The following is a 19,977-nucleotide window of genomic DNA, read 5'->3' on the forward strand; positions in this document are numbered from 1 at the left end:
CGCTCACGGACGCACCGCGATCGCCACCAGATCGAGGCTGTCGTCGATGTCCCGCTCGGCGGTGCGCAGCTCGAAGTCGTCGACGGTGACGGATTCGACATCGGCGAGCAGCGCGGCCGGCCATGGGGCATCGGCCAGCGCACGTGCGATCTGCGCGTCGATGATCGAGCCGCCGTGACGGGCGTCGATCTCGGCGAGCTGCGGGCCGTGAAAGACCCCGAGCATGGACTCCAGGGCGAAGCCCGCCGACTCGAGGAGTTCGGTGAGTTCGGCCGCGTTGAGTTCACGGGTGTGGAACGGGTTGACGGGGGTGTCGAGCCCGGGGGAGAAGGTGATCCGGTTGGGGGTCGACATCAGCAGCACCCCGCCGGGACGCAGGACCCGGGCGCACTCGGCGACGAACTGGCCCTGATCCCACAGGTGTTCGATCACCTGGAAGTTCACCACCACGTCGACGGCACCGTCCGGGAGCGGCAGCTCGGCAAGATTCCCGTGGCGCATGTCGACGCGGGGATACCGCCTGCGGATGTGGGTGACCGCGGACTCGTCGTAATCGAGACCGATGACCCGGCGGGCCACATCGGCGATGAGGTCGGCGCCGTATCCCTCGCCTGCGCCCGCCTCGAGGACGTCGCGGTCACGGCAGCGCTCGAGCAGCCGGCGGTACACCACCTCGTGGCGGCGAAACCAGTAGTTCTCCTCCGCCAGGCCGGGGATCGTCCGCTCGCCGGTGAGGGGCAGGCCCGGATCGCCCGCCGACCCGGCAACATGTGCGCTCATTGCAAGGCAGGCTAACCCCTAACCGACCGGCGACGAACACTTCCTGATCTTGACCTGATCGCGGGGCTGGTGGATCGCAAACTTCGACCAGCTATGGTGTTTCTGCGGAGCACTCTAAGTTACTTGCGGGTAACATGGGGGTACCTGCATCAAACGTGGTATGGCGGGTCGGCTACCGGCCCCTGCGAGGAGGACGAACCAGAGTCATGACGAACATCGTGGTCCTGATCAAACAGGTCCCAGACACATGGTCTGAGCGCAAGCTGTCCGAGGGTGATTGGACCCTGGACCGGGAGGCCGCCGACGCCGTGCTCGACGAGATCAACGAGCGCGCCGTCGAAGAAGCGCTCCTGATCAAGGAGCGGGACGGCGGCGACAGCACCGTCACCGTGCTCACCGCCGGCCCCGAGCGCGCCACCGAGGCGATCCGCAAGGCGCTGTCGATGGGCGCCGACAAAGCCGTCCACCTGGTCGACGAGGGCATGCACGGTTCCGACATGGTGCAGACGGGCTGGGCCCTGGCCCGCGCGCTGGGCACCATCGAGGGAACCGAGCTGGTCATCGCAGGTAACGAGGCCACCGACGGCACCGGCGGCGCGGTCCCGGCCATCATCGCCGAGTACCTGGGCCTGCCCCAGCTGACCCACGTGCGCAAGCTGACCGTCGAGGGCGGCAAGGTCACCGCCGAGCGCGAGACCGACGACGGCCTGTTCACGCTCGAGGCGAGCCTGCCCGCGGTTGTCAGTGTCAACGAGAAGATCAACGAGCCCCGCTTCCCGTCCTTCAAGGGCATCATGGCCGCCAAGAAGAAGGAAGTGACCACGCTCACGCTGGCGGAGATCGGTGTCGAGGCCGACGAGGTGGGCGTTGCCAACGCCGGCTCCAAGGTGCTCTCGTCGACGCCGAAGCCGCCCAAGACCGCGGGCGAGAAGGTCACCGACGAAGGTGAAGGCGGCAAGAAGGTCGCCGAGTACCTGGTCGCGCAAAAAGTCATCTAAGACAACCCCTGACAATCACTGACAGACATAGAGGCAAACGAAACCCATGGCTGAAGTACTCGTGCTCGTCGAGCACGCCGAAGGTGCGCTGAAGAAAGTCACCGCCGAACTGATCACCGCCGCCCGTGTCCTGGGTGAGCCCGTCGCGGTCGTGGTGGGCAAGCCCGGCACCGCCGAGCCCCTCACCGAAGGACTCAAGGCTGCAGGCGCCGCCAAGATCTACGTCGCCGAGTCCGACGACGCGGAGAACTACCTGATCACCCCCTACGTCGACGTGCTCGCCGCGCTCGCCGAATCCGCCTCCCCGGCCGGGGTGTTGCTGGCGGCCAGCGCCGACGGCAAGGAGATCGCAGGGCGGCTCGCCGCACGCATCGGCTCGGGTGTGCTGACCGACGTCGTCGAGGTCAAGGAGGGTGGCAAGGCCATCCACTCGATCTTCGGTGGCGCCTACACCGTCGAGGCCGAGGCTGTCGGCGACACCCCGGTGATCACGCTGCGTCCCGGTTCGATCGAGGCGGAACCGGCCGATGGCGCCGGTGAGGTCGTGTCCGTCGAGGTGCCCGCACCCGCCGAGAACGCCACCAAGATCACCTCGCGGGAACCTGCCGTGGCGGGCGACCGTCCGGAGCTCACCGAGGCGACCGTCGTCGTGTCCGGCGGCCGCGGTGTCGGCAGCGCCGACAACTTCACCGTCGTCGAAGAGCTGGCGGATTCCCTCGGCGGCGCCGTCGGAGCCTCGCGTGCCGCGGTCGACTCCGGCTACTACCCGGGCCAGTTCCAGGTCGGCCAGACCGGTAAGACCGTGTCCCCGCAGCTGTACATCGCCCTGGGCATTTCGGGTGCCATCCAGCACCGCGCCGGTATGCAGACGTCGAAGACGATCATCGCGGTCAACAAGGACGAAGAGGCGCCGATCTTCGAGATCGCCGATCTCGGCATCGTCGGCGACCTGTTCAAGGTCACCCCGCAGCTGACCGAGGCTGTGAAGGCCCGCAAGGGTTAGATCCGCAGCTCACGCACCACCCGAAGGCCCCCACCTCACCCGAGGTGGGGGCTTTTGCGTGGGGCGGCCCGCTCCGGGCCACTCCAAGCCACTCCCAACCGTCACCTAGCGCTCATGAACACGTCACGTCTCGATTGCCGACGCGCCCGACGGCTCCGCGACCGTGCAGGCATGAGCGCTGTTTCCGTACTCATCCCTAGCGACAACCCAGGCACCCGCGCGTCGGGAGTACCCCGGTACTCGATGCTGCTGTGCACCGACGCCGACTCGATCGAGGCGGCGCAACGTCTGCGCCACGACGTGTTCACCTCTGAGCCGGGATTCACCCTCACTGACGACGGCAGGGACGGCCGCTCGGGCGGTCTGGACGCGGACCGCTTCGACGAATACTGCGACCACCTGCTGGTGCGTGACGACGACACCGGCGAACTCGTCGGCTGTTACCGCATGCTGCCGCCGCCCGGTGCGATCGCCGCAGGCGGCCTGTACACGGCAACCGAGTTCGACATTGCCGCGCTCGACGCGCTGCGGCCGTCTCTGGTGGAGATGGGCCGGGCCGTCGTGCGGGAAGACCACCGCAACGGCGCCGTGGTGCTCTTGATGTGGGGCGGGATCCTCGCCTACCTCGACCGCAGCGGCTACGACTATGTGACGGGCTGCGTGTCGGTGCCCGTCACGGACCCGCACGGGCAGCACCCGGCCGGCAGCCAGCTGCGCGGGGTCCGCGACTTCGTCCTGCGCCGGCATGCCGCGCCGGCCGAACACACCGTCCACCCGTACCGGCCGGTGGTCGTCGGCGGTCGTCGACTCGACGACATCGAGCCGCCCGCCCGGGTCAGCGTGCCCGCCCTGATGCGCGGCTACCTCCGTCTGGGCGCGCAGGTGTGCGGCGAACCCGCCCACGACCCCGACTTCGGGGTGGGCGACTTCCCGGCACTGCTGGACAAGCGCCGCGCGGACACCCGGTACCTGAAGCGACTCCGGTCGGCCGGGGCGGCGACGGCGATCGCGAACGGGGATGCCTCATGACCATCGCAGCAGAACATGCCTGGTTGCAGCGAGCCACCTGTGACGCCGGTTGCGTGCACGCCGGTGCCGACGTGTCGGGGCGGCGCTGGCTGGTCGCCGTCCGCACCGCGGCGCGCGTGATCGCGGCCGCGGCGCTCTTCTGCGGAGTGTGGATCCTGGCCGTTCCGATGCCGGGTCGGTCGCACCTTCAGCGCGGGTACTGCCGGCTGATGCTGCGCAGCCTCGGCGTACGGATGTCGGTGTCGGGCGGGCCGATCCGCAACCTGCGCGGCGTGCTGGTGGTCAGCGGACATGTGTCGTGGCTGGACATCTTCACGATCGGCACGGTGCTGCCGGGGTCGTTCGTGGCGCGCGCGGACCTGGTCGACTGGCCGGCGCTCGGCCCGATCGTGCGGATCATGAGGGTCATCCCCATCGACCGCGCCCGGCTTCGCAGGCTCCCGTCGGTGGTGGCTGCCGTCGCCGACCGGTTGCGCGACGGGCACACCGTCGTCGCATTCCCGGAGGGCACGACGTGGTGCGGCCTCGGGTACGGACGGTTCCGCCCGGCGATGTTCCAGGCGGCGATCGACGCAGGCCGGCCGGTACAACCGCTGCGGTTGAGCTATCGCCACCGGGATGGGCGCCCCTCCACGGTGCCTGCGTTCGTGGGCGACGACTCGCTGCTGACCTCCATCCGGCGGGTCATCACCGCCCGCCGCACCGTGTGCCACATCGCCGTCGAGTCCCTGCAGTTGCCGGGGGAGGACCGGCGTGAGCTGGCGGCCCGCTGCGAGGCTGCGGTACGCGGCGCCGCGGCGTCGTCGACAGCATCGACGACTCCCGGGTGCGGCCAGGGTCACGCGCTCGTCGCCTGAGCGCGGTACAGAGGTCCCGCTCGCGACAGCTATTCTGGAACGGCTATGTCTGCGCCGGTGCCCTCCCCCCAGCCGGTCTACCTCGACCACGCTGCCACCACCCCGATGCGCCCCGCCGCGCTCGAGGCGATGACAGCCGCGCTGGCCACCGTCGGCAACGCCGCCTCGCTGCACGGATCCGGCCGTCTGGCCCGCCGCAGGCTCGAGGAGTCGCGCGAGACGCTGGCCAAGCTACTCGGCGCCCGGCCGTCCGAAGTGATCTTCACCGCGGGCGGCACCGAGAGTGACAACCTGGCCGTCAAGGGCATCTTCTGGGCACGCCGCGATGCGGCACCGGAACGTCGTCGGATTGTCACCAGCCCCGTCGAGCACCACGCCGTCCTCGACGCCGTGCAGTGGCTGGTCGATCACGAGGACGCCGAGGTGACGTGGCTGCCCGTGGATGAACACGGTGCGGTCAGCGCCGCCGATCTTCGCGCCGCGCTGTGCGATCCCTCCGACGTCGCGCTCGTCACGGTGATGTGGGCGAACAACGAGGTCGGCACCATCATGCCGATCACGGAACTCGCCGCCACCGCCGCCGAGTTCGACATCCCCATGCACAGCGATGCAATCCAGGCGATCGGGCAGATCCCGGTGGACTTCGCCGCCAGCGGCCTGTCGGCCATGAGCGTCGCCGCGCACAAGTTCGGCGGCCCGACCGGTGTGGGGGCGCTGCTCCTGCGCCGGGACACCGCCTGCGTCCCTCAGTTGCACGGCGGTGGCCAGGAACGCGACGTCCGTTCTGGCACACAGGATGTCGCGGGAGCGGTGGCGATGGCAGCGGCAGCTCACCTCGCCGTGGACACCATGGAGTCCGCCACCGCCCGGGTCCGGGAGCTGCGTGACCGCCTGATCGACGGCGTGGTCGCCGCGATCGAGGACGTCGACGTCAACGGTGCGCCCGGGGACGGTCGGTTGCCCGGCAACGCGCACTTCACGTTCCGCGGCTGCGAAGGCGATTCACTGCTGATGCTGTTGGATGCCAAGGGAATTGAATGCTCCACCGGGTCCGCCTGCACCGCGGGGGTGGCCCAGCCGTCACATGTGTTGACCGCGATGGGCGCCGACCCGGCGAGGGCACGGGGGTCGCTGCGGTTGTCGCTGGGGCACACCAGCACCGACGCCGACATCGACGCCGTGCTCGCGGTGCTGCCCGCCGCCGTGGAGCGGGCGCGTCAGGCGGCCCTGGCCAGTTCGGGACGGAATTAGCATGCGTGTGTTGGTCGCCATGAGCGGTGGCGTGGATTCCTCGGTGGCTGCGGCCAGGATGGTCGACGCGGGACACGACGTCGTCGGGGTACACCTGGCGTTGTCCTCCGCGCCGGGAACGCTGCGCACCGGATCGCGCGGGTGCTGCTCCAAGGAAGACGCCGGTGACGCCCGCCGTGTCGCCGATGTGCTCGAGATCCCGTTCTACGTCTGGGATTTCGCCGATCGGTTCAAAGAGGACGTGATCGACGACTTCGTGGAATCCTATGCGCGGGGTGAGACACCCAACCCCTGCGTGCGGTGCAACGAGCGCATCAAGTTCTCGGCCCTGGCCTCCCGTGCGCTGGCGCTGGGCTTCGACGCGCTGGCCACCGGCCACTACGCGCGGCTCTCGGACGGCCGGCTGCGGCGCGCCGTCGACCACGACAAGGACCAGTCCTATGTGCTGGCCGTGCTGACCGCCGAGCAACTGCGGCACGCGGTGTTCCCCATCGGGGACACCCCGAAGTCGCAGATCCGCGAGGAGGCGGCCCGTCGCGGGTTGTCGGTGGCCGACAAGGCCGACAGCCATGACATCTGCTTCATCCCGTCCGGAGACACCCGGGCCTTCCTGGGTGCGCGCATCGGCGTGCGCCGGGGCTCTGTGGTCGACGCCGCCGGCACGGTGCTCGCCGAGCACGACGGGGTGCACGGTTTCACGATCGGTCAGCGCAAGGGGCTGGGCATCCCCGGTCCGGGTCCCGACGGCCGGCCCCGGTACGTGACGGGCATCGATGCCGAGACGGGCACCGTGCACGTCGGCGATCGCGCCGATCTCGAGGTCACCAGCCTGCTCGGCGAAGCGCCGGTGTTCACCTCCGGCGTCGCACCCGGTGGTCCGGTGGAATGCGTGGTCCAGGTCCGCGCCCACGGGGGCATCGCTGACGCCGTCGCCGAAGTGCGTGACGGCGACCTGGCGGTCGACCTGCGCAGCCCACTGCGTGGCGTGGCCCCCGGTCAGACCCTGGTGCTGTACCGGCCGGATCCCGACGGCGACGAGGTGCTGGCCAGCGCGACCATCCGCGCGGCTCAGTAACCGTCAGCCCGGCACCTTGGCCAGGATGTTGGTCATCACGATGCCTGGCACCGAGTCGGGGAATGCGCAGAACGTGACCTCGACCAGCACCACGGACTTCACCCGGTAGTCGCGGCCGCAGTTGCCGGGACGGGTCTGCACCGAATCCGGCGTCGTCGCCACCTCACCCACCATGGCCCGGCCGGAGCTGGTGGCCGCGCACCCCCGGATCCGTTCGCTGATGGCCTCGAGTGCGCGGCGGGAGGTGGCGGTGTCCCGGTATCCCGCGGCTGCCTGCGAGATGAGGCCGCCTGCCGGCGGGTTCTGATAGGTCGACTTGCGGAACTCCTCGACCTCCGACCCGAAGACCTGGGTCTCGGCATAAACCCATTCACATTGCGGGGGAAGGGCAACCGGTGCCAACCCAGGCACATCGCCCAGGTCCACCGGCACCTTGCTCTCGGTCCCCGGAATGGCGGTCAGGTCCTCGCCCGCACCGGTGACCGCCTGCATCTGGGCGCGGTCCAGCAGCACGGCGTCGACGTCCACGGGGGAGCGCGAGTCCTCGTCGACGGCCGGGACCGGCCGGACGGCCGCGCCGGTGACCGTCTGGCTGCACCCCGCGGCCAGGATCGCCGCGGCACCTACCAGCGACGCGAAGACGCGGCCCGTCATACCCCGACGGTAGTCCGTCGAATATCGTCGGGCGAGTGAGTGTTTACGCGACTGCCACGGGCGTCGGATCCTGGCCGGGTACATCGGCCAGAGAGGCTGCCGAGGTGGTCGTCGGGGAGCTGCACCACATGCCGCATCTCGTCGAGCTGCCCGGCCGCGGAGTGGGCGCCGATCTGATCGGCCGCGCCGGCGCGCTTCTTGTCGACATCTCGATCGACACCGTGCCGCGCGGCTATCGCATCGCACCGGGGCGCAGGGCTGTCACCCGCCGCGCGGTCAGCCTGCTCGACGAGGATCTCGATGCGCTGGAAGAGGCCTGGGAGAAGGCCGGACTGCGGGGCAGTGAGCGCGTGGTCAAGGTTCAGGCACCCGGCCCGGTGACCCTGGCCGCGCAACTGGAGCTCGGCGGTGGGCACCGTGCGCTGACCGACTACGGCGCGGTGCGCGACCTGGCGGCGTCGCTGGCAGAGGGGGTGGCCCAGCATCGGGCGCGGCTCGCGCTGCGGCTGGGCAGCCCGGTGGTGGTGCAGTTCGACGAACCGTTGTTGCCGGCCGCGCTGGCCGGCCGGCTCACCGGTGTGACGAGCCTGAATCCCGTTCATCCCGTGGATGAGTCGTTGGTCACCACCCTCCTCGACGAGTGCGTCGAGGTGGTGGGCGGGGAGGTGTCGCTACACAGCTGTGCTGCCGATCTTCCGTGGAAACTGTTGCAGCGCAGCCTTATCAGCGCCATCGCCCTTGACGTCAACACGCTCACCCCGGCTGATCTGGACGGCATCGGCGAGTTCGTGGACTCGGGCCGGACCGTACTCCTCGGTGTGGTGCCCACCGCGGTCTCGGGACCGGGACCATCCGCCACGGAGATCGCCGCCACGGTGGCGGACGTGACCGACCGGCTCGGGTTCGCCAGGGGAGTGCTGCGGGACCGGGTCGGGGTCACCCCGGCGTGCGGACTCGCCGGGGCGACGCCGGCCTGGGCGCGGGCGGCGATCGAGTTGGCGCAGCAGGCCGCCGACCGGCTCGCCGAAGACCCGGAGGAGATTTGATGCTCGATCCGCGTCGCTTCCTCGTCTAGTCTCATGTGCGGGAGCCGGCCTGGCCGGCGGTGGGGTGAGCGCGATCTGTCACGGGAAGCGATGCGTGTGTCGGGGATGATGCCGGTGCGGGGGCGAGGTTCCAGACGTCACGCGAGTGAGATCACCCGCCTCCTCGCACTCGACTCCCTGGCCATCCTGGACTCGCCGCCCGAAGAGATGTTCGATGACCTTGTGGCGCTCGCCGCGGATGTCTGCGGCGTTGCGATGGCTGCGGTGACCTTCGTCGACGCCGACCGGGTGTGGCTGAAATCCACTCACGGACTTGATATCTCGGAGCTGCCACACAATCGTTCGTTCTGTGTGCACGTGGTGGCCGGGTCGGAGCAAATCGAGATCGCGGACACCCACCGAGACCCGAGCTTTGCGACACACCCGATGGTGACCGGCGACCCGCATCTGCGTTTCTATGCCGGCGTCCCCCTTGTCGTGGACGAGGGACAGACGGTCGGCACTCTCTGTGTCATGGACCGCGAACCGCGGATCCTGACCGCGGCGCAACGCAGCCACCTGCACAGGCTCGCCGGGCAGGCGCGTCACCTCCTGCTGTTGCGGCGCCGGGCCCACGAGTTCGCCACCGAGAACGCATCGCGGCGCGCCGCCGACCTCGCGGTGCGCCAGCAGCAGCGGATGCTCACGGGCGTCCTCGAGCACACCGACGTTCTGGTGTTCGCCAAGGACGTCAACGGCCGTTTCGTCATGGCCAATCGCGCGCTCGAGCACGTCACCCAGACCGAGCGAGGGCTGATCGGCGGGACGGACTACGACTTCTTCGAGCCCGAGATCGCCGATGCCTACGGCCGCAACGACAGGCACATCATGGCGACGCGGGAATGGCAGGTGTTCAGCGAGGACGTGATTCACCCCGACGGGTCGGTGCACACCTACCGGTCGACGAAGTTCCCCTTGGTCGACGACGGCGGCGAGGTGATCGGCGTCGGCGGGGTGTCCACCGACGTCACCGAACTCACCGAAGCACGGGCGGCGCACGCGGCGGCCGAGGCGCGATGGCGGGCACTGGTCGAGCAGTCACCGGCAGCGGTGCTGGTGGTCGACGCCGCCGGCAAGCTCGCGTACGCCAACCCGGAGGGGATCGCGCTGCTCGGAGCGACGACCTTCGACCAGCTCACCCTGGCGCCGGCGCTGAACTTCGTCCCGGACCGGCTCCGGCGGGAGTCGCAGGCGATGCTGGACGTGACCCTGTCGGGAACACGCATGGTGCGGGCCCAGCGTGGCGTCCTGCGGCGCCTGGACGGCGCCGAGATCGCGGTGGAGTTCAATGCGACGACGGTGGACCATTCCGGCGAGCTGAGTGTGCAGTTGGAAGTCCGGGATGTCTCTGCGCTGGCAGCGGCCCATGCGGCGCTGAAGCATTCCGCCTCGACGGATCCGTTGACGGGCCTGCTCAACCGGCGCGCGTGGGATGCGCAGGTGTCGATGGTGATCTCCGACATGGCGCGCGGTACCCCGATGACGATCGCCGTCATCGACCTGGACAACTTCAAGAGCTACAACGACAGGTTCGGACACCCCGCCGGTGACGCTTTGCTGCAGAACTTCGCCACCGCCGCTGCCGCCTCGGTCCGCGCCGGGGACGTGCTCGCGCGTTGGGGAGGCGAAGAGTTCATCGTCGCGCTACCCGACACCGCACCCGAGCATGCCGAGAAGATCCTCGGCCGGATTCGTAACTGCGTGCCGTTCGGGCAGACGTGCTCCATCGGCCACACCACGCATCTGTCCGGGGATGCGTTGGAGGACACCGTGATCCGCGCCGACAAGGCGGTCTATCTGGCCAAGAATCGCGGACGGAACCAGCTGGCGCGGCTCTGACCGTGCCCCGCTGGGCGGCTCAGGTGTGAGTGCGCAGATCCTTGCGCAGGATCTTGCCCGACGCGGATTTGGGTATCGCGTCGATGAACTCGACCTGGCGGACCTTTTTGTACGGGGCCACCTGGCCGGCGACGAAGTCGATGACGTCGGTGTCGGTCAGACCCGAGTCGCCCTGCTTCACCACGAACGCCTTGGGCACCTCTTCGCCCTCGTCGTCGCGCACCCCGATCACCGCGGCATCGGCGATCTCGGGATGCGACAGCAGCACCGCCTCGAGTTCGGCGGGTGGCACCTGGTAGCCCTTGTACTTGATCAGCTCCTTGAGCCGATCGACGATGTACACCAGGCCTCTGGCGTCGACCTGTGCGAGGTCGCCGGTGTGCAGCCAGCCGTCGTCGTCGATGGTCTCGCGGGTGGCGTCGTCGTTGTTGAGGTAGCCGGCCATGACATTGGGGCCCTTGAACCACAACTCGCCGGTCTTGCTCAAACCCTCTGTGGGAACGGAGATTTCCTCTCCGGTCTCCGGGTCCACCAATTTGGAGGCGGCGTTGGACACCGTCCAGCCGACGGAGCTCAACGGTGCATCGTCGTGCATGTTCACCCGGCCGCCGTCGAACGGGGTGATGTGGCTGACCGGGCTGAGCTCGCTCATTCCGTAGCCCTGCACCACCTTGCAGCCGAGCCGTTTCGCCACGGCGTGGCCGAGGTCGGCGTCCAGCGGGGCGGCGCCGGACATGACGACCTGCAACGAGGACAGATCGTGATCGTCGACGAGCGGATGCTTGGCGAGCGCGACCGCCACCGGCGGTGCGATGAACGCGATGGTGCACTTGTGCTCGGCGATGTTGCCGAGAAACTCGCCGAGGTCGAAGCTCGGCATGATGACGAGCCGGGCGCGTGCGTGCAGCGCCGCATTCAGCAGCACGGTCATCCCGTAGATGTGGAAGAACGGCAGCACCGCAAGCACGACGTCGTCACGGACCATGCCGTGCAGCGGCCGGATCTGAGCGACGTTGGCCACCAGGTTGCGATGCGTGAGCATCACGCCCTTGGGGTTTCCGGTTGTCCCGGAGCTGTAGGGCAGCACCGCGAGGTGCGACGAGGGCGCGAAATCGGCTTGTGGCGCAGGGGTTCCCGCGGCCAGCAGATCCGCTGCGTTGGGGTGGCCCGCGCCATCGCCGGTGCCGTCACGGCCGGCCCCGTCGAGCACGACCAGGTTCTCGTCGGACAGGCCGGCCGCCGCCGCGCCTTCCTTGGCCTGCGCGAGCAGCGCGGTGACCGTGATGAGCATCGTCGCTTTCGAGTCGGTCAGCTGCTTGGCGATGTCCTTGGCCGTGAAGAGCGCGTTGACCGTCGTCGCCGTCGCGCCGGCCCGGAGGATGCCGTGGAAGGCGACGGCGAACGCGGAGCTGTTGGGCGCGAGCAAGCCGACCACGTCGCCGACGCCGATGCCGCGGTCTGCCAGCGCCCCGGCGAACGAGTCGATGCGGGCCACCAACTCTCGGTAGGGGGTCTGCCTGCCGGACTTCGCGTCGATCAGCGCGACGCGGTCGAGGTCGGCGTCATCGGGTCCGTCGGGGCCGGACAAGCCGGAAAAGATGTAGTCGTAGACGCTGGCGGTCGGGATGTCGACTTCGGGGAAGGGGCTCGCGAAGCTCATGGGGTCGATCGAACCATGCCGGCCCGCGGCAGTCTCAGCCTTGGTCGAGCTGCGCGATCAATTTCTTCGCCGCGACCATCCGGAACGACGCATCGATCAGTTCGGCCACCTCGGTCCAATCGATGTCGGCGGCGGTGAGGTCCAGACCCAGCCAGCCGAACGGGCCCATGTAGGCCGGGAAGAAGAATCGACGGTCTTGCTCGAGGGCTGCGCGGTCGCTGTCGTCGACCTTGACCAGGATCGAGTGCGGGTACTGCAGGTACTCGCCCCGTGTGTCACCTTTGACGCTTCCGCCGTACATGGCGAACATCTTCGGCGCGCAGAACACCGGGCGGCCCCAGGAGATCTTCTCGAACGCCCCGGGAAACCCGAGTGCGATCCTGCGCACGTCGGCAAGCCCCACATCGTCATCACGGAACATGATCGGATGCGGCATGGCGTCAGGTTACCCAGCGGGTCGGACACAATCCGGGCTGTCGGGACCCTCGGATAGCCTTCCCTGGTGAGTTCCAAGACGACCCCGGACCCCGAGGCGGTGCTGGCAGAGCAGGCGGGCGACGCCACCGACGCGGATGTGCGCCGCCGGTGGCAGGAGCTCGCGGACGAGGTTCGCGCGCACCAGTTCCGGTATTACGTGCGTGACTCTCCCACCATCACCGATGCCCAGTTCGACGAGCTGCTGCGTGCCCTGGAGGCTCTCGAAGAGCAGCATCCCGAGCTGCGCACCCCCGACTCGCCCACCCAGCTGGTCGGCGGCGCCGGCTTCGCCACCGATTTCACGTCGGCCGACCACCTGGAGCGCATGCTCAGCCTCGACAACGTCTTCACCCCGGACGAGCTCCTCGCCTGGGCGGACAGGATCAAGGGCGAGATCGGCGCCGATGCGCAGTACCTCTGTGAGCTCAAGATCGACGGAGTGGCCCTGGCGCTGGTCTACCGTGACGGTCGCCTCGAACGGGCCGCCACCCGCGGTGACGGGCGCACCGGAGAAGACGTCACGCTGAACGCCCGCACGATCGAGGACATCCCCGAAAAGCTCACCGGCAGTGATCAATTCCCATTGCCTCGGGTTCTCGAGGTGCGTGGTGAGGTGTTCTTCCGCGTCGCCGACTTCGAAGAGCTCAACGCCGGGCTGGTCGCCGAGGGCAAGCCGCCGTTCGCCAACCCGCGCAACAGTGCGGCCGGTTCGCTGCGCCAGAAGAATCCCGCGGTGACGGCCAAGCGGCGGTTGCGGATGATCTGTCACGGGCTGGGCCATATCGAGAGCGCCGGGGGTTTCCCCTTCGCGACGCTGCACGACGCGTACCGGGCGCTCAAGGCCTGGGGATTGCCGGTCTCCGATCACACCGCCGCGGTGACGGGGCTGGACGCGGTCACCGAACGCATCGCGTACTGGGGCGAGCATCGCCATGACGTCGAGCACGAGATCGACGGACTGGTCGTGAAAGTCGACGACGTGAGCCTGCAGCGGCGCCTGGGCGCAACGTCGCGTGCTCCGCGCTGGGCCGTGGCGTACAAATATCCGCCCGAGGAGGCGCAGACCAAACTCCTCGACATCCGGGTCAACGTCGGCAGGACCGGCCGCGTCACCCCGTTCGCCTATATGGAGCCGGTCAAGATCGCAGGGTCCACGGTCGGGCTGGCCACGTTGCACAACGGTTCTGAGGTCAAACGCAAAGGCGTGCTGATCGGCGACACCGTGGTGATCCGCAAGGCCGGCGACGTCATCCCCGAAGTGCTCGGTCCCGTCGTCGATCTGCGCGACGGGTCGGAGCGGGCGTTCGAGATGCCCACCCACTGCCCGGAATGCGGCACCGAATTGGCCCCCGCCAAGGAAGGCGACGCCGACATCCGCTGCCCGAACTCGCGAACCTGCCCGGCGCAGTTGCGGGAGCGGGTGTTTCACGTCGCCGGTCGTGGCGCGTTCGACATCGAGGGTCTGGGCTACGAGGCCGCCATCGCGCTTCTGCAGGCCGGGGTGATCACCGACGAGGGCGACCTGTTCGGCCTGACCGCCGAGGACCTGTTGCAGACCGAGCTGTTCACCACCAAGGCCGGTGAGGTGTCGGCCAACGGCAGGCGCCTGCTGGCGAATCTCGGCAAGGCGAAGGCACAGCCGCTGTGGCGGGTGCTGGTCGCGCTGTCGATCCGGCACGTCGGTCCCACCGCTGCGCGGGCCCTGGCCACCGAGTTCGGCAGCCTCGACGCGATCGTCGCCGCGTCAGAGGAGCAGCTCGCCGCCACCGAAGGGGTGGGCCCCACCATCGCGACCGCGGTGGTCGACTGGTTCAGCGTCGACTGGCACCGCGCGATCGTCGACAAGTGGCGTGCGGCCGGGGTCCGGATGGCCGACGAGCGCGACGCCAGCATCGAACGGACGCTGGAGGGGCTGTCGATCGTCGTGACCGGCTCGCTGCCCGCGTTCAGTCGCGACGAGGCGAAGGAAGCGATCATCGCCCGCGGCGGAAAAGCCGCGAGCTCCGTGTCGAAGAAGACCGCGTACGTGGTGGCCGGCGACTCACCCGGCTCCAAGTACGACAAGGCGGTCGAACTGGGTGTGCCGATCCTGGACGAGGACGGATTCCGCGCACTGCTGGAACACGGGCCCAGGGCCGAAGCAGAGGCGTGAGGCGGTCAGCCGATGATCGTCGCGACGATGCCGGCCAGGTAGCCCAGCCGTGCCACCTCACTCGGCCGGAAGTCGGGTCCGCCCGCGCGGCCCAGCAGGATCGCGGTCCGCGGATCACCCAGCGGCGCGGCAGCCAATGTCGTATCGATGTCGCGCCATACCTGGGGCACCCAGTCCGCGGTGGCGTCCAGCGGTTCCGCGCGCTCCAGCGGCAGCCAGGGCGTCTCGGCCGCCTGGGTCTCGGGGGCGCCTGAGCTGCCCACCACCCGTTCGGAGCCCGAATCCGTCAACTGGACCACCGTGCACCAGCCGACCCTCAGCACTTTGGGTGCCTCGTCGACGAGGACCTGAAGCCTCTTGAGCTTGCCGTCCGCCGCGGCGACGTGGTCGATCAGCTCCAGCTCCCGGTGGGCTTCGAGCAGCCCGGTGTGCGGCCGGATGCTGTCGACGTAGACCCCGTTGAGTTTCTCTGCGGCCGTGATCAACATGTCGGGCATCGCGCCGGGAGGCAGTTCGACCACCAGATCGTCGATCGCGTAGCCGGAGAGGCGTTCCACCACGTCGAGCGACAGAATGTCGGCGCCCACCGAGCCGAGTGCCACGGCGAGGGAGCCGAGACTGCCCGGCCTGTCCTCTAGCTGCACCCGCAGCAGATACGAAGGCACGGGCAACACTGTGTCATGGACCGCCGGGGCCCGGCGACTCGGAGGAGATCGTCCCGGGCAGCGTCAACTAGGCTTCGTGGTCGTGTCTCAGATCTCCCGCGACGAGGTAGCGCACCTGGCGCGTCTCGCCCGACTCGCCCTGACCGACAGTGAGCTCGACAGTTTCGCGGGGCAGCTCGATGCCATCCTCGAGCACGTCAGCCGGATTCAGGCTGTCGACGTCGCCGGTGTCGAGGCCACCGACAATCCGTTGACGAGTGTCAACGTGTTCCGCGACGACGTTCCGCAGCCGTGCCTGACCCAGGAGGAGGCGTTGGCCGCCGCCCCCGATGCCGTCGAGGGCCGCTTCGCGGTACCCCGAATTTTGGGAGAACCCGAGTGAATGAGCTCATCACGTTCGACGCCGCAACGCTCGGCGCCAAGATCGCCGCGAAAGAGCTGTCGTCCACGGAGGTGACGCAGGCCCACCTGGACCAGATCGCGGCCACCGACGGGGAGTACCACGCGTTCCTGCACGTCGCCGCGGACCGGGCGCTGGCCGCTGCGGCCGACGCCGACAAGGCCATCGCCGACGGCGACGAACCGGCGTCTCCGCTGGCGGGGGTTCCCCTGGCACTCAAGGATGTCTTCACCACCACCGACATGCCCACCACGTGCGGATCGAAGATGCTCGACGGCTGGATGTCTCCGTATGACGCCACCGTCACCGCGCGGTTGCGTGCCGCCGGCATCCCGATCCTCGGCAAGACCAACATGGACGAGTTCGCGATGGGCAGCTCGACCGAGAACTCGGCGTTCGGTCCCACCCGCAACCCGTGGGACGTCGAGCGGGTACCCGGCGGCTCGGGTGGCGGCAGCGCTGCCGCGCTCGCCGCGTTCCAGGCGCCGTTGGCAATCGGAACCGACACAGGCGGTTCGATCCGGCAACCCGCCGCCCTCACCGCCACCGTCGGCGTCAAACCCACCTACGGCACCGTGTCGCGGTACGGCCTGATCGCGTGCGCGTCGTCACTCGACCAGGGCGGTCCCTGCGGCCGCACCGTGCTGGACACGGCGCTGCTGCACCAGGTCATCGCCGGGCACGATCCCCGGGATTCGACGTCGCTGGATGCGGCCGTGCCCGACGTCGTGGCCGCAGCCAGGGCCGGTGCGTCCGGCGACCTGACGGGCGTCCGCATCGGGGTGGTCAAGCAGTTGCGCAGCGGCGAGGGTTACCAGCCGGGCGTCCTCGCGTCGTTCACCGCGGCCGTGGACCAGCTGACCGCGCTGGGTGCCGAGGTCAGTGAGGTGGATTGTCCGCACTTCGACTACTCGCTGCCCGCCTACTACCTGATCCTGCCCTCGGAGGTGTCGTCGAACCTGGCGAAGTTCGACGGCATGCGATACGGGTTGCGGGTCGGCGACGACGGCACCCACAGTGCCGAGGAGGTCATGGCGATGACCCGCGCCGCCGGCTTCGGTCCCGAGGTCAAGCGCCGGATCATGATCGGCGCCTACGCGCTGTCGGCCGGGTACTACGACGCCTACTACAACCAGGCGCAGAAGGTCCGCACGCTGATCGCCCGCGACCTCGACGAGGCATACCAGAAGGTCGACGTATTAGTGACGCCGACTACTCCTTCTACGGCGTTCCGCCTCGGGGAGAAGGTCGACGACCCGCTGTCGATGTACCTGTTCGACCTGTGCACGCTGCCGTTGAACCTGGCCGGGCACTGCGGGATGTCGGTGCCGTCAGGACTGTCTGACGACGACAATCTGCCGGTCGGGCTGCAGATCATGGCGCCGGGGCTGGCCGACGACCGGCTCTACCGCGTCGGTGCCGCGTACGAAGCTGCGCGCGGACCGCTGCCAACTGCGCTCTAGCGGGGGAGGATAGGGCCCATGCGTATCGGAGTGCTCACCGGAGGCGGCGACTGCCCCGGCCTGAACGCGGTGATCAGGGCGGTCGTCCGCACCTGCGACGTGCGGTACAACTCGTCGGTCGTCGGGTTTCAGGACGGCTGGCGAGGTCTACTGGAGGATCGCCGCGTCCAGCTCAAGAACGACGACCGCAATGACCGGCTGCTCGCCAAAGGCGGCACCATGCTCGGCACCGCGCGGGTGAACCCCGACAAGTTGCGCGCCGGGCTGGACCAGATCAAGCAGACGCTGGAGGACAACGGGATCGATGTGCTGATCCCGATCGGGGGCGAAGGCACGCTGACCGCAGCGCACTGGCTCTCGGAAGAAAATGTCCCCGTCGTCGGGGTGCCCAAGACCATCGACAACGACATCGACTGCACCGATGTCACTTTCGGCCACGACACCGCGCTGCACGTCGCCACCGACGCCATCGACCGGCTGCACAGCACCGCCGAATCGCACCAGCGGGTGATGCTCGTCGAGGTGATGGGCCGCCACGCCGGCTGGATCGCGCTGAACGCCGGCCTGGCCTCGGGTGCGCACATGACGCTGATCCCCGAACAGCCGTTCGACGTCGAGGAAGTGTGCCGGCTGGTCAAACAACGGTTTGTGCGCGGTGATTCGCACTTCATCTGTGTGGTGGCCGAGGGTGCCAAACCGGCCGAGGGGTCGATGCAGTTGAAGCAGGGCGGCACCGACGAGTTCGGGCACGAGAAGTTCACCGGTGTGGCACACCAGCTCGGCGTCGAGATCGAGAAGCGGATCAACAAGGAAGTACGGGTCACCGTGCTCGGCCACGTCCAGCGCGGCGGCACCCCGACCCCGTACGACCGCGTCCTGGCCACCCGGTTCGGGGTGAACGCGGCCGACGCCGCCCACGCGGGCGAGTACGGGATGATGGTGTCGCTGCGGGGGCAGGAGATCGGACGGGTGCCGCTGGCGGACGCGGTGCGCCAGCTCAAACTGGTGCCGCAGAGCCGCTACGACGACGCCGCCGAGTTCTTCGGCTGACCGACGGCCACTAGGATTCACGGCATGACTTCCGTGACTTCGGCCACCGCACCGCTGCTGGACTACGACGAGGTCATCGCCACGTACGAGCCGGTGCTCGGCCTCGAGGTGCATGTCGAACTGTCGACGGCCACGAAGATGTTCTGCGGGTGCGCCAACAGATTCGGCGGTGAACCCAACACCCAGGTGTGTCCGGTCTGCCTCGGGCTGCCCGGCTCGCTGCCCGTGCTCAACGGGGCCGCGGTGGAGTCGGCGATCCGGATCGGGCTGGCGCTCAACTGCGACATCGCCCCGTGGGGTCGGTTCGCCCGCAAGAACTACTTCTATCCGGATCAGCCGAAGAACTACCAGATCTCCCAGTACGACGAACCGATCGCGGTCAACGGCTACCTCGACGTGCCGCTCGACGACGGCACCACGTGGCGGATCGAGATCGAGCGCGCCCACATGGAGGAGGACACCGGCAAGCTGACCCACCTGGGCAGCGACACCGGACGTATCGCCGGGGCGACGACGTCGCTCGCCGACTACAACCGTTCGGGCGTGCCGCTGATCGAGATCGTCACCAAACCCATCGAGGGTACCGGCGCGCGTGCCCCCGAGATCGCCCGCGCATACGTGACAGCCCTTCGAGACCTGTTGCGCGCGTTGGATGTCTCCGATGTACGGATGGACCAGGGCTCGATGCGCTGCGACTCCAACGTCTCACTCAAGCCGATCGGCCGAGCGGAGTTCGGTACCCGTACCGAGACCAAGAACGTGAACTCCCTCAAGAGCGTCGAGGTCGCGGTCCACTACGAGATGCGTAGGCAGGCAGCAGTTCTCGACGCCGGGGGCACGGTCACCCAGGAGACCCGCCACTTCCACGAAGACGGCTACACCTCGCCGGGGCGTAGCAAGGAGACCGCGCAGGACTACCGGTACTTCCCCGAGCCCGACCTCGAGCCCGTGGCTCCGAGCGCCGAACTGGTCGAGCGCCTGCGGCAGACCATTCCGGAGCTTCCGTGGTTGTCGCGCAAGCGGATTCAGGACGACTGGGGAATCTCCGACGAGGTGATGCGTGACCTCGTCAACATCGGCGCGCTGGACCTGATCGCGGCCACCGTCGCCGAAGGTGTGTCCAGCGACCAGGCCCGCGCGTGGTGGGGCAACTTCCTGGTGCAGAAAGCCAACGAGAAGGCCGTCGCGCTCGAGGACCTCCCGATCACGCCGGCGCAGGTTGCCGCCGTGGTCAAGCTGGTCGACGACGGCACGCTGTCGAACAAACTGGCGCGTCAGGTGGTCGAAGGCGTGCTGGCCGGCGAGGGCGACCCCGAGCAGGTGATGGCCGACCGCGGTCTGGCCATGGTGCGCGACGAGTCGCTGATCCAGGCGGCCATCGACGAAGCTCTCGCGGCGCAACCCGACATCGTCGAGAAGATCCGCGGCGGCAAGGTGGCGGCCGCGGGCGCGATCGTCGGCGCAGTCATGAAGGCCACCAAGGGCCAGGCGGACGCCGCGCGGGTGCGCGAGCTCGTCCTCGCCGCGTGTAGCTGACCG

Annotated in this window: 18 protein-coding genes; 13 read left to right on the plus strand and 5 right to left on the minus strand. The window is 68.8% G+C overall.

Annotation, left to right across the window (positions count from 1 at the left end; translation table 11 throughout):
- Positions 1 to 3 precede the first annotated feature (3 nt).
- Complete coding sequence (locus EL337_RS09700) at positions 4 to 780, minus strand: class I SAM-dependent methyltransferase (RefSeq protein ID WP_048630643.1); 777 nt, start codon at positions 778 to 780, stop codon at positions 4 to 6.
- 206 nt (positions 781 to 986) lie between these two features.
- Here EL337_RS09700 and EL337_RS09705 point away from each other — a divergent pair, with 206 nt between their 5' ends.
- The 6 genes from EL337_RS09705 to mnmA all read left to right on the plus strand — a co-directional run bounded on the left by EL337_RS09705 (position 987) and on the right by mnmA (position 6,993).
- The gene (locus tag EL337_RS09705; protein WP_048630642.1) at positions 987 to 1,778 is read left to right on the plus strand and encodes an electron transfer flavoprotein subunit beta/FixA family protein; all 792 of its coding nucleotides are present in this window, start codon (positions 987 to 989) and stop codon (positions 1,776 to 1,778) included.
- Between the two features lie 46 nt (positions 1,779 to 1,824).
- A complete protein-coding gene (locus EL337_RS09710; RefSeq protein WP_048630641.1) occupies positions 1,825 to 2,781 on the plus strand; it encodes an electron transfer flavoprotein subunit alpha/FixB family protein in 957 nt (318 codons plus the stop codon).
- 171 nt (positions 2,782 to 2,952) lie between these two features.
- A complete protein-coding gene (locus EL337_RS09715) occupies positions 2,953 to 3,810 on the plus strand; it encodes a GNAT family N-acetyltransferase (RefSeq protein ID WP_048630640.1) in 858 nt (285 codons plus the stop codon).
- Positions 3,807 to 4,667: a lysophospholipid acyltransferase family protein gene (locus EL337_RS09720; protein ID WP_048630639.1), complete on the plus strand. Its 861-nt coding sequence runs from the start codon at positions 3,807 to 3,809 to the stop codon at positions 4,665 to 4,667. Before EL337_RS09715 ends, EL337_RS09720 begins: the two co-directional genes overlap by 4 nt.
- Positions 4,668 to 4,712: 45 nt before the next feature.
- A complete protein-coding gene (locus EL337_RS09725) occupies positions 4,713 to 5,918 on the plus strand; it encodes a cysteine desulfurase family protein (protein ID WP_048630638.1) in 1,206 nt (401 codons plus the stop codon).
- A gap of 1 nt (position 5,919) precedes the next feature.
- The gene (gene mnmA / locus EL337_RS09730) at positions 5,920 to 6,993 is read left to right on the plus strand and encodes a tRNA 2-thiouridine(34) synthase MnmA (RefSeq protein WP_048630637.1); all 1,074 of its coding nucleotides are present in this window, start codon (positions 5,920 to 5,922) and stop codon (positions 6,991 to 6,993) included.
- A 3-nt stretch (positions 6,994 to 6,996) separates the two neighbouring features.
- Here mnmA and EL337_RS09735 read toward each other — a convergent pair whose 3' ends face one another.
- On the minus strand, positions 6,997 to 7,647 hold the full coding sequence (locus EL337_RS09735) for a sensor domain-containing protein (protein ID WP_048630636.1): 651 nt from the start codon (positions 7,645 to 7,647) through the stop codon (positions 6,997 to 6,999).
- Between the two features lie 35 nt (positions 7,648 to 7,682).
- Between EL337_RS09735 and EL337_RS09740 the strand changes: the two genes are divergently transcribed.
- On the plus strand, positions 7,683 to 8,693 hold the full coding sequence (locus tag EL337_RS09740) for a uroporphyrinogen decarboxylase/cobalamine-independent methonine synthase family protein (RefSeq protein WP_048630635.1): 1,011 nt from the start codon (positions 7,683 to 7,685) through the stop codon (positions 8,691 to 8,693).
- A gap of 108 nt (positions 8,694 to 8,801) precedes the next feature.
- Positions 8,802 to 10,571 carry a sensor domain-containing diguanylate cyclase gene (locus tag EL337_RS09745; RefSeq protein WP_232786721.1) on the plus strand — a complete coding sequence of 590 codons (1,770 nt, stop codon included), beginning with the start codon at positions 8,802 to 8,804 and terminating at the stop codon, positions 10,569 to 10,571.
- Positions 10,572 to 10,590: 19 nt separating this feature from the next.
- Here EL337_RS09745 and EL337_RS09750 read toward each other — a convergent pair whose 3' ends face one another.
- Positions 10,591 to 12,231 (minus strand): 4-coumarate--CoA ligase family protein, encoded by a 1,641-nt coding sequence (locus EL337_RS09750; protein ID WP_048630633.1) that lies wholly within the window; start codon positions 12,229 to 12,231, stop codon positions 10,591 to 10,593.
- A gap of 34 nt (positions 12,232 to 12,265) precedes the next feature.
- Positions 12,266 to 12,667, minus strand: coding sequence for an MmcQ/YjbR family DNA-binding protein (locus tag EL337_RS09755; protein WP_048630632.1), 402 nt, complete (start codon positions 12,665 to 12,667; stop codon positions 12,266 to 12,268).
- A 66-nt stretch (positions 12,668 to 12,733) separates the two neighbouring features.
- On the opposite strand from EL337_RS09755, the gene ligA reads away from it, so the two are divergent.
- Positions 12,734 to 14,860 (plus strand): NAD-dependent DNA ligase LigA, encoded by a 2,127-nt coding sequence (gene ligA, locus EL337_RS09760; protein ID WP_048630631.1) that lies wholly within the window; start codon positions 12,734 to 12,736, stop codon positions 14,858 to 14,860.
- A 5-nt stretch (positions 14,861 to 14,865) separates the two neighbouring features.
- Here the strand turns inward: ligA and EL337_RS09765 are convergent, their stop codons facing one another.
- Positions 14,866 to 15,534, minus strand: coding sequence for an ACT domain-containing protein (locus EL337_RS09765; protein ID WP_197724216.1), 669 nt, complete (start codon positions 15,532 to 15,534; stop codon positions 14,866 to 14,868).
- Between the two features lie 73 nt (positions 15,535 to 15,607).
- Between EL337_RS09765 and gatC the strand changes: the two genes are divergently transcribed.
- Genes gatC through gatB form a run of 4 tightly spaced genes read left to right on the plus strand, consistent with a single transcriptional unit; the run spans position 15,608 to position 19,974 of the window.
- Positions 15,608 to 15,907 (plus strand): Asp-tRNA(Asn)/Glu-tRNA(Gln) amidotransferase subunit GatC, encoded by a 300-nt coding sequence (gene gatC, locus EL337_RS09770; protein WP_048630931.1) that lies wholly within the window; start codon positions 15,608 to 15,610, stop codon positions 15,905 to 15,907.
- The gene (gene gatA, locus EL337_RS09775; protein ID WP_048630629.1) at positions 15,904 to 17,388 is read left to right on the plus strand and encodes an Asp-tRNA(Asn)/Glu-tRNA(Gln) amidotransferase subunit GatA; all 1,485 of its coding nucleotides are present in this window, start codon (positions 15,904 to 15,906) and stop codon (positions 17,386 to 17,388) included. Before gatC ends, gatA begins: the two co-directional genes overlap by 4 nt.
- Positions 17,389 to 17,406: 18 nt before the next feature.
- Positions 17,407 to 18,438 (plus strand): ATP-dependent 6-phosphofructokinase, encoded by a 1,032-nt coding sequence (locus tag EL337_RS09780; RefSeq protein ID WP_048630628.1) that lies wholly within the window; start codon positions 17,407 to 17,409, stop codon positions 18,436 to 18,438.
- 24 nt (positions 18,439 to 18,462) lie between these two features.
- Positions 18,463 to 19,974: an Asp-tRNA(Asn)/Glu-tRNA(Gln) amidotransferase subunit GatB gene (gene gatB, locus EL337_RS09785; protein WP_048630627.1), complete on the plus strand. Its 1,512-nt coding sequence runs from the start codon at positions 18,463 to 18,465 to the stop codon at positions 19,972 to 19,974.
- The last annotated feature ends 3 nt before the right edge of the window (positions 19,975 to 19,977 follow it).

This window comes from Mycolicibacterium aurum (assembly GCF_900637195.1).
In the GTDB taxonomy this organism is placed as follows: domain Bacteria; phylum Actinomycetota; class Actinomycetes; order Mycobacteriales; family Mycobacteriaceae; genus Mycobacterium; species Mycobacterium aurum.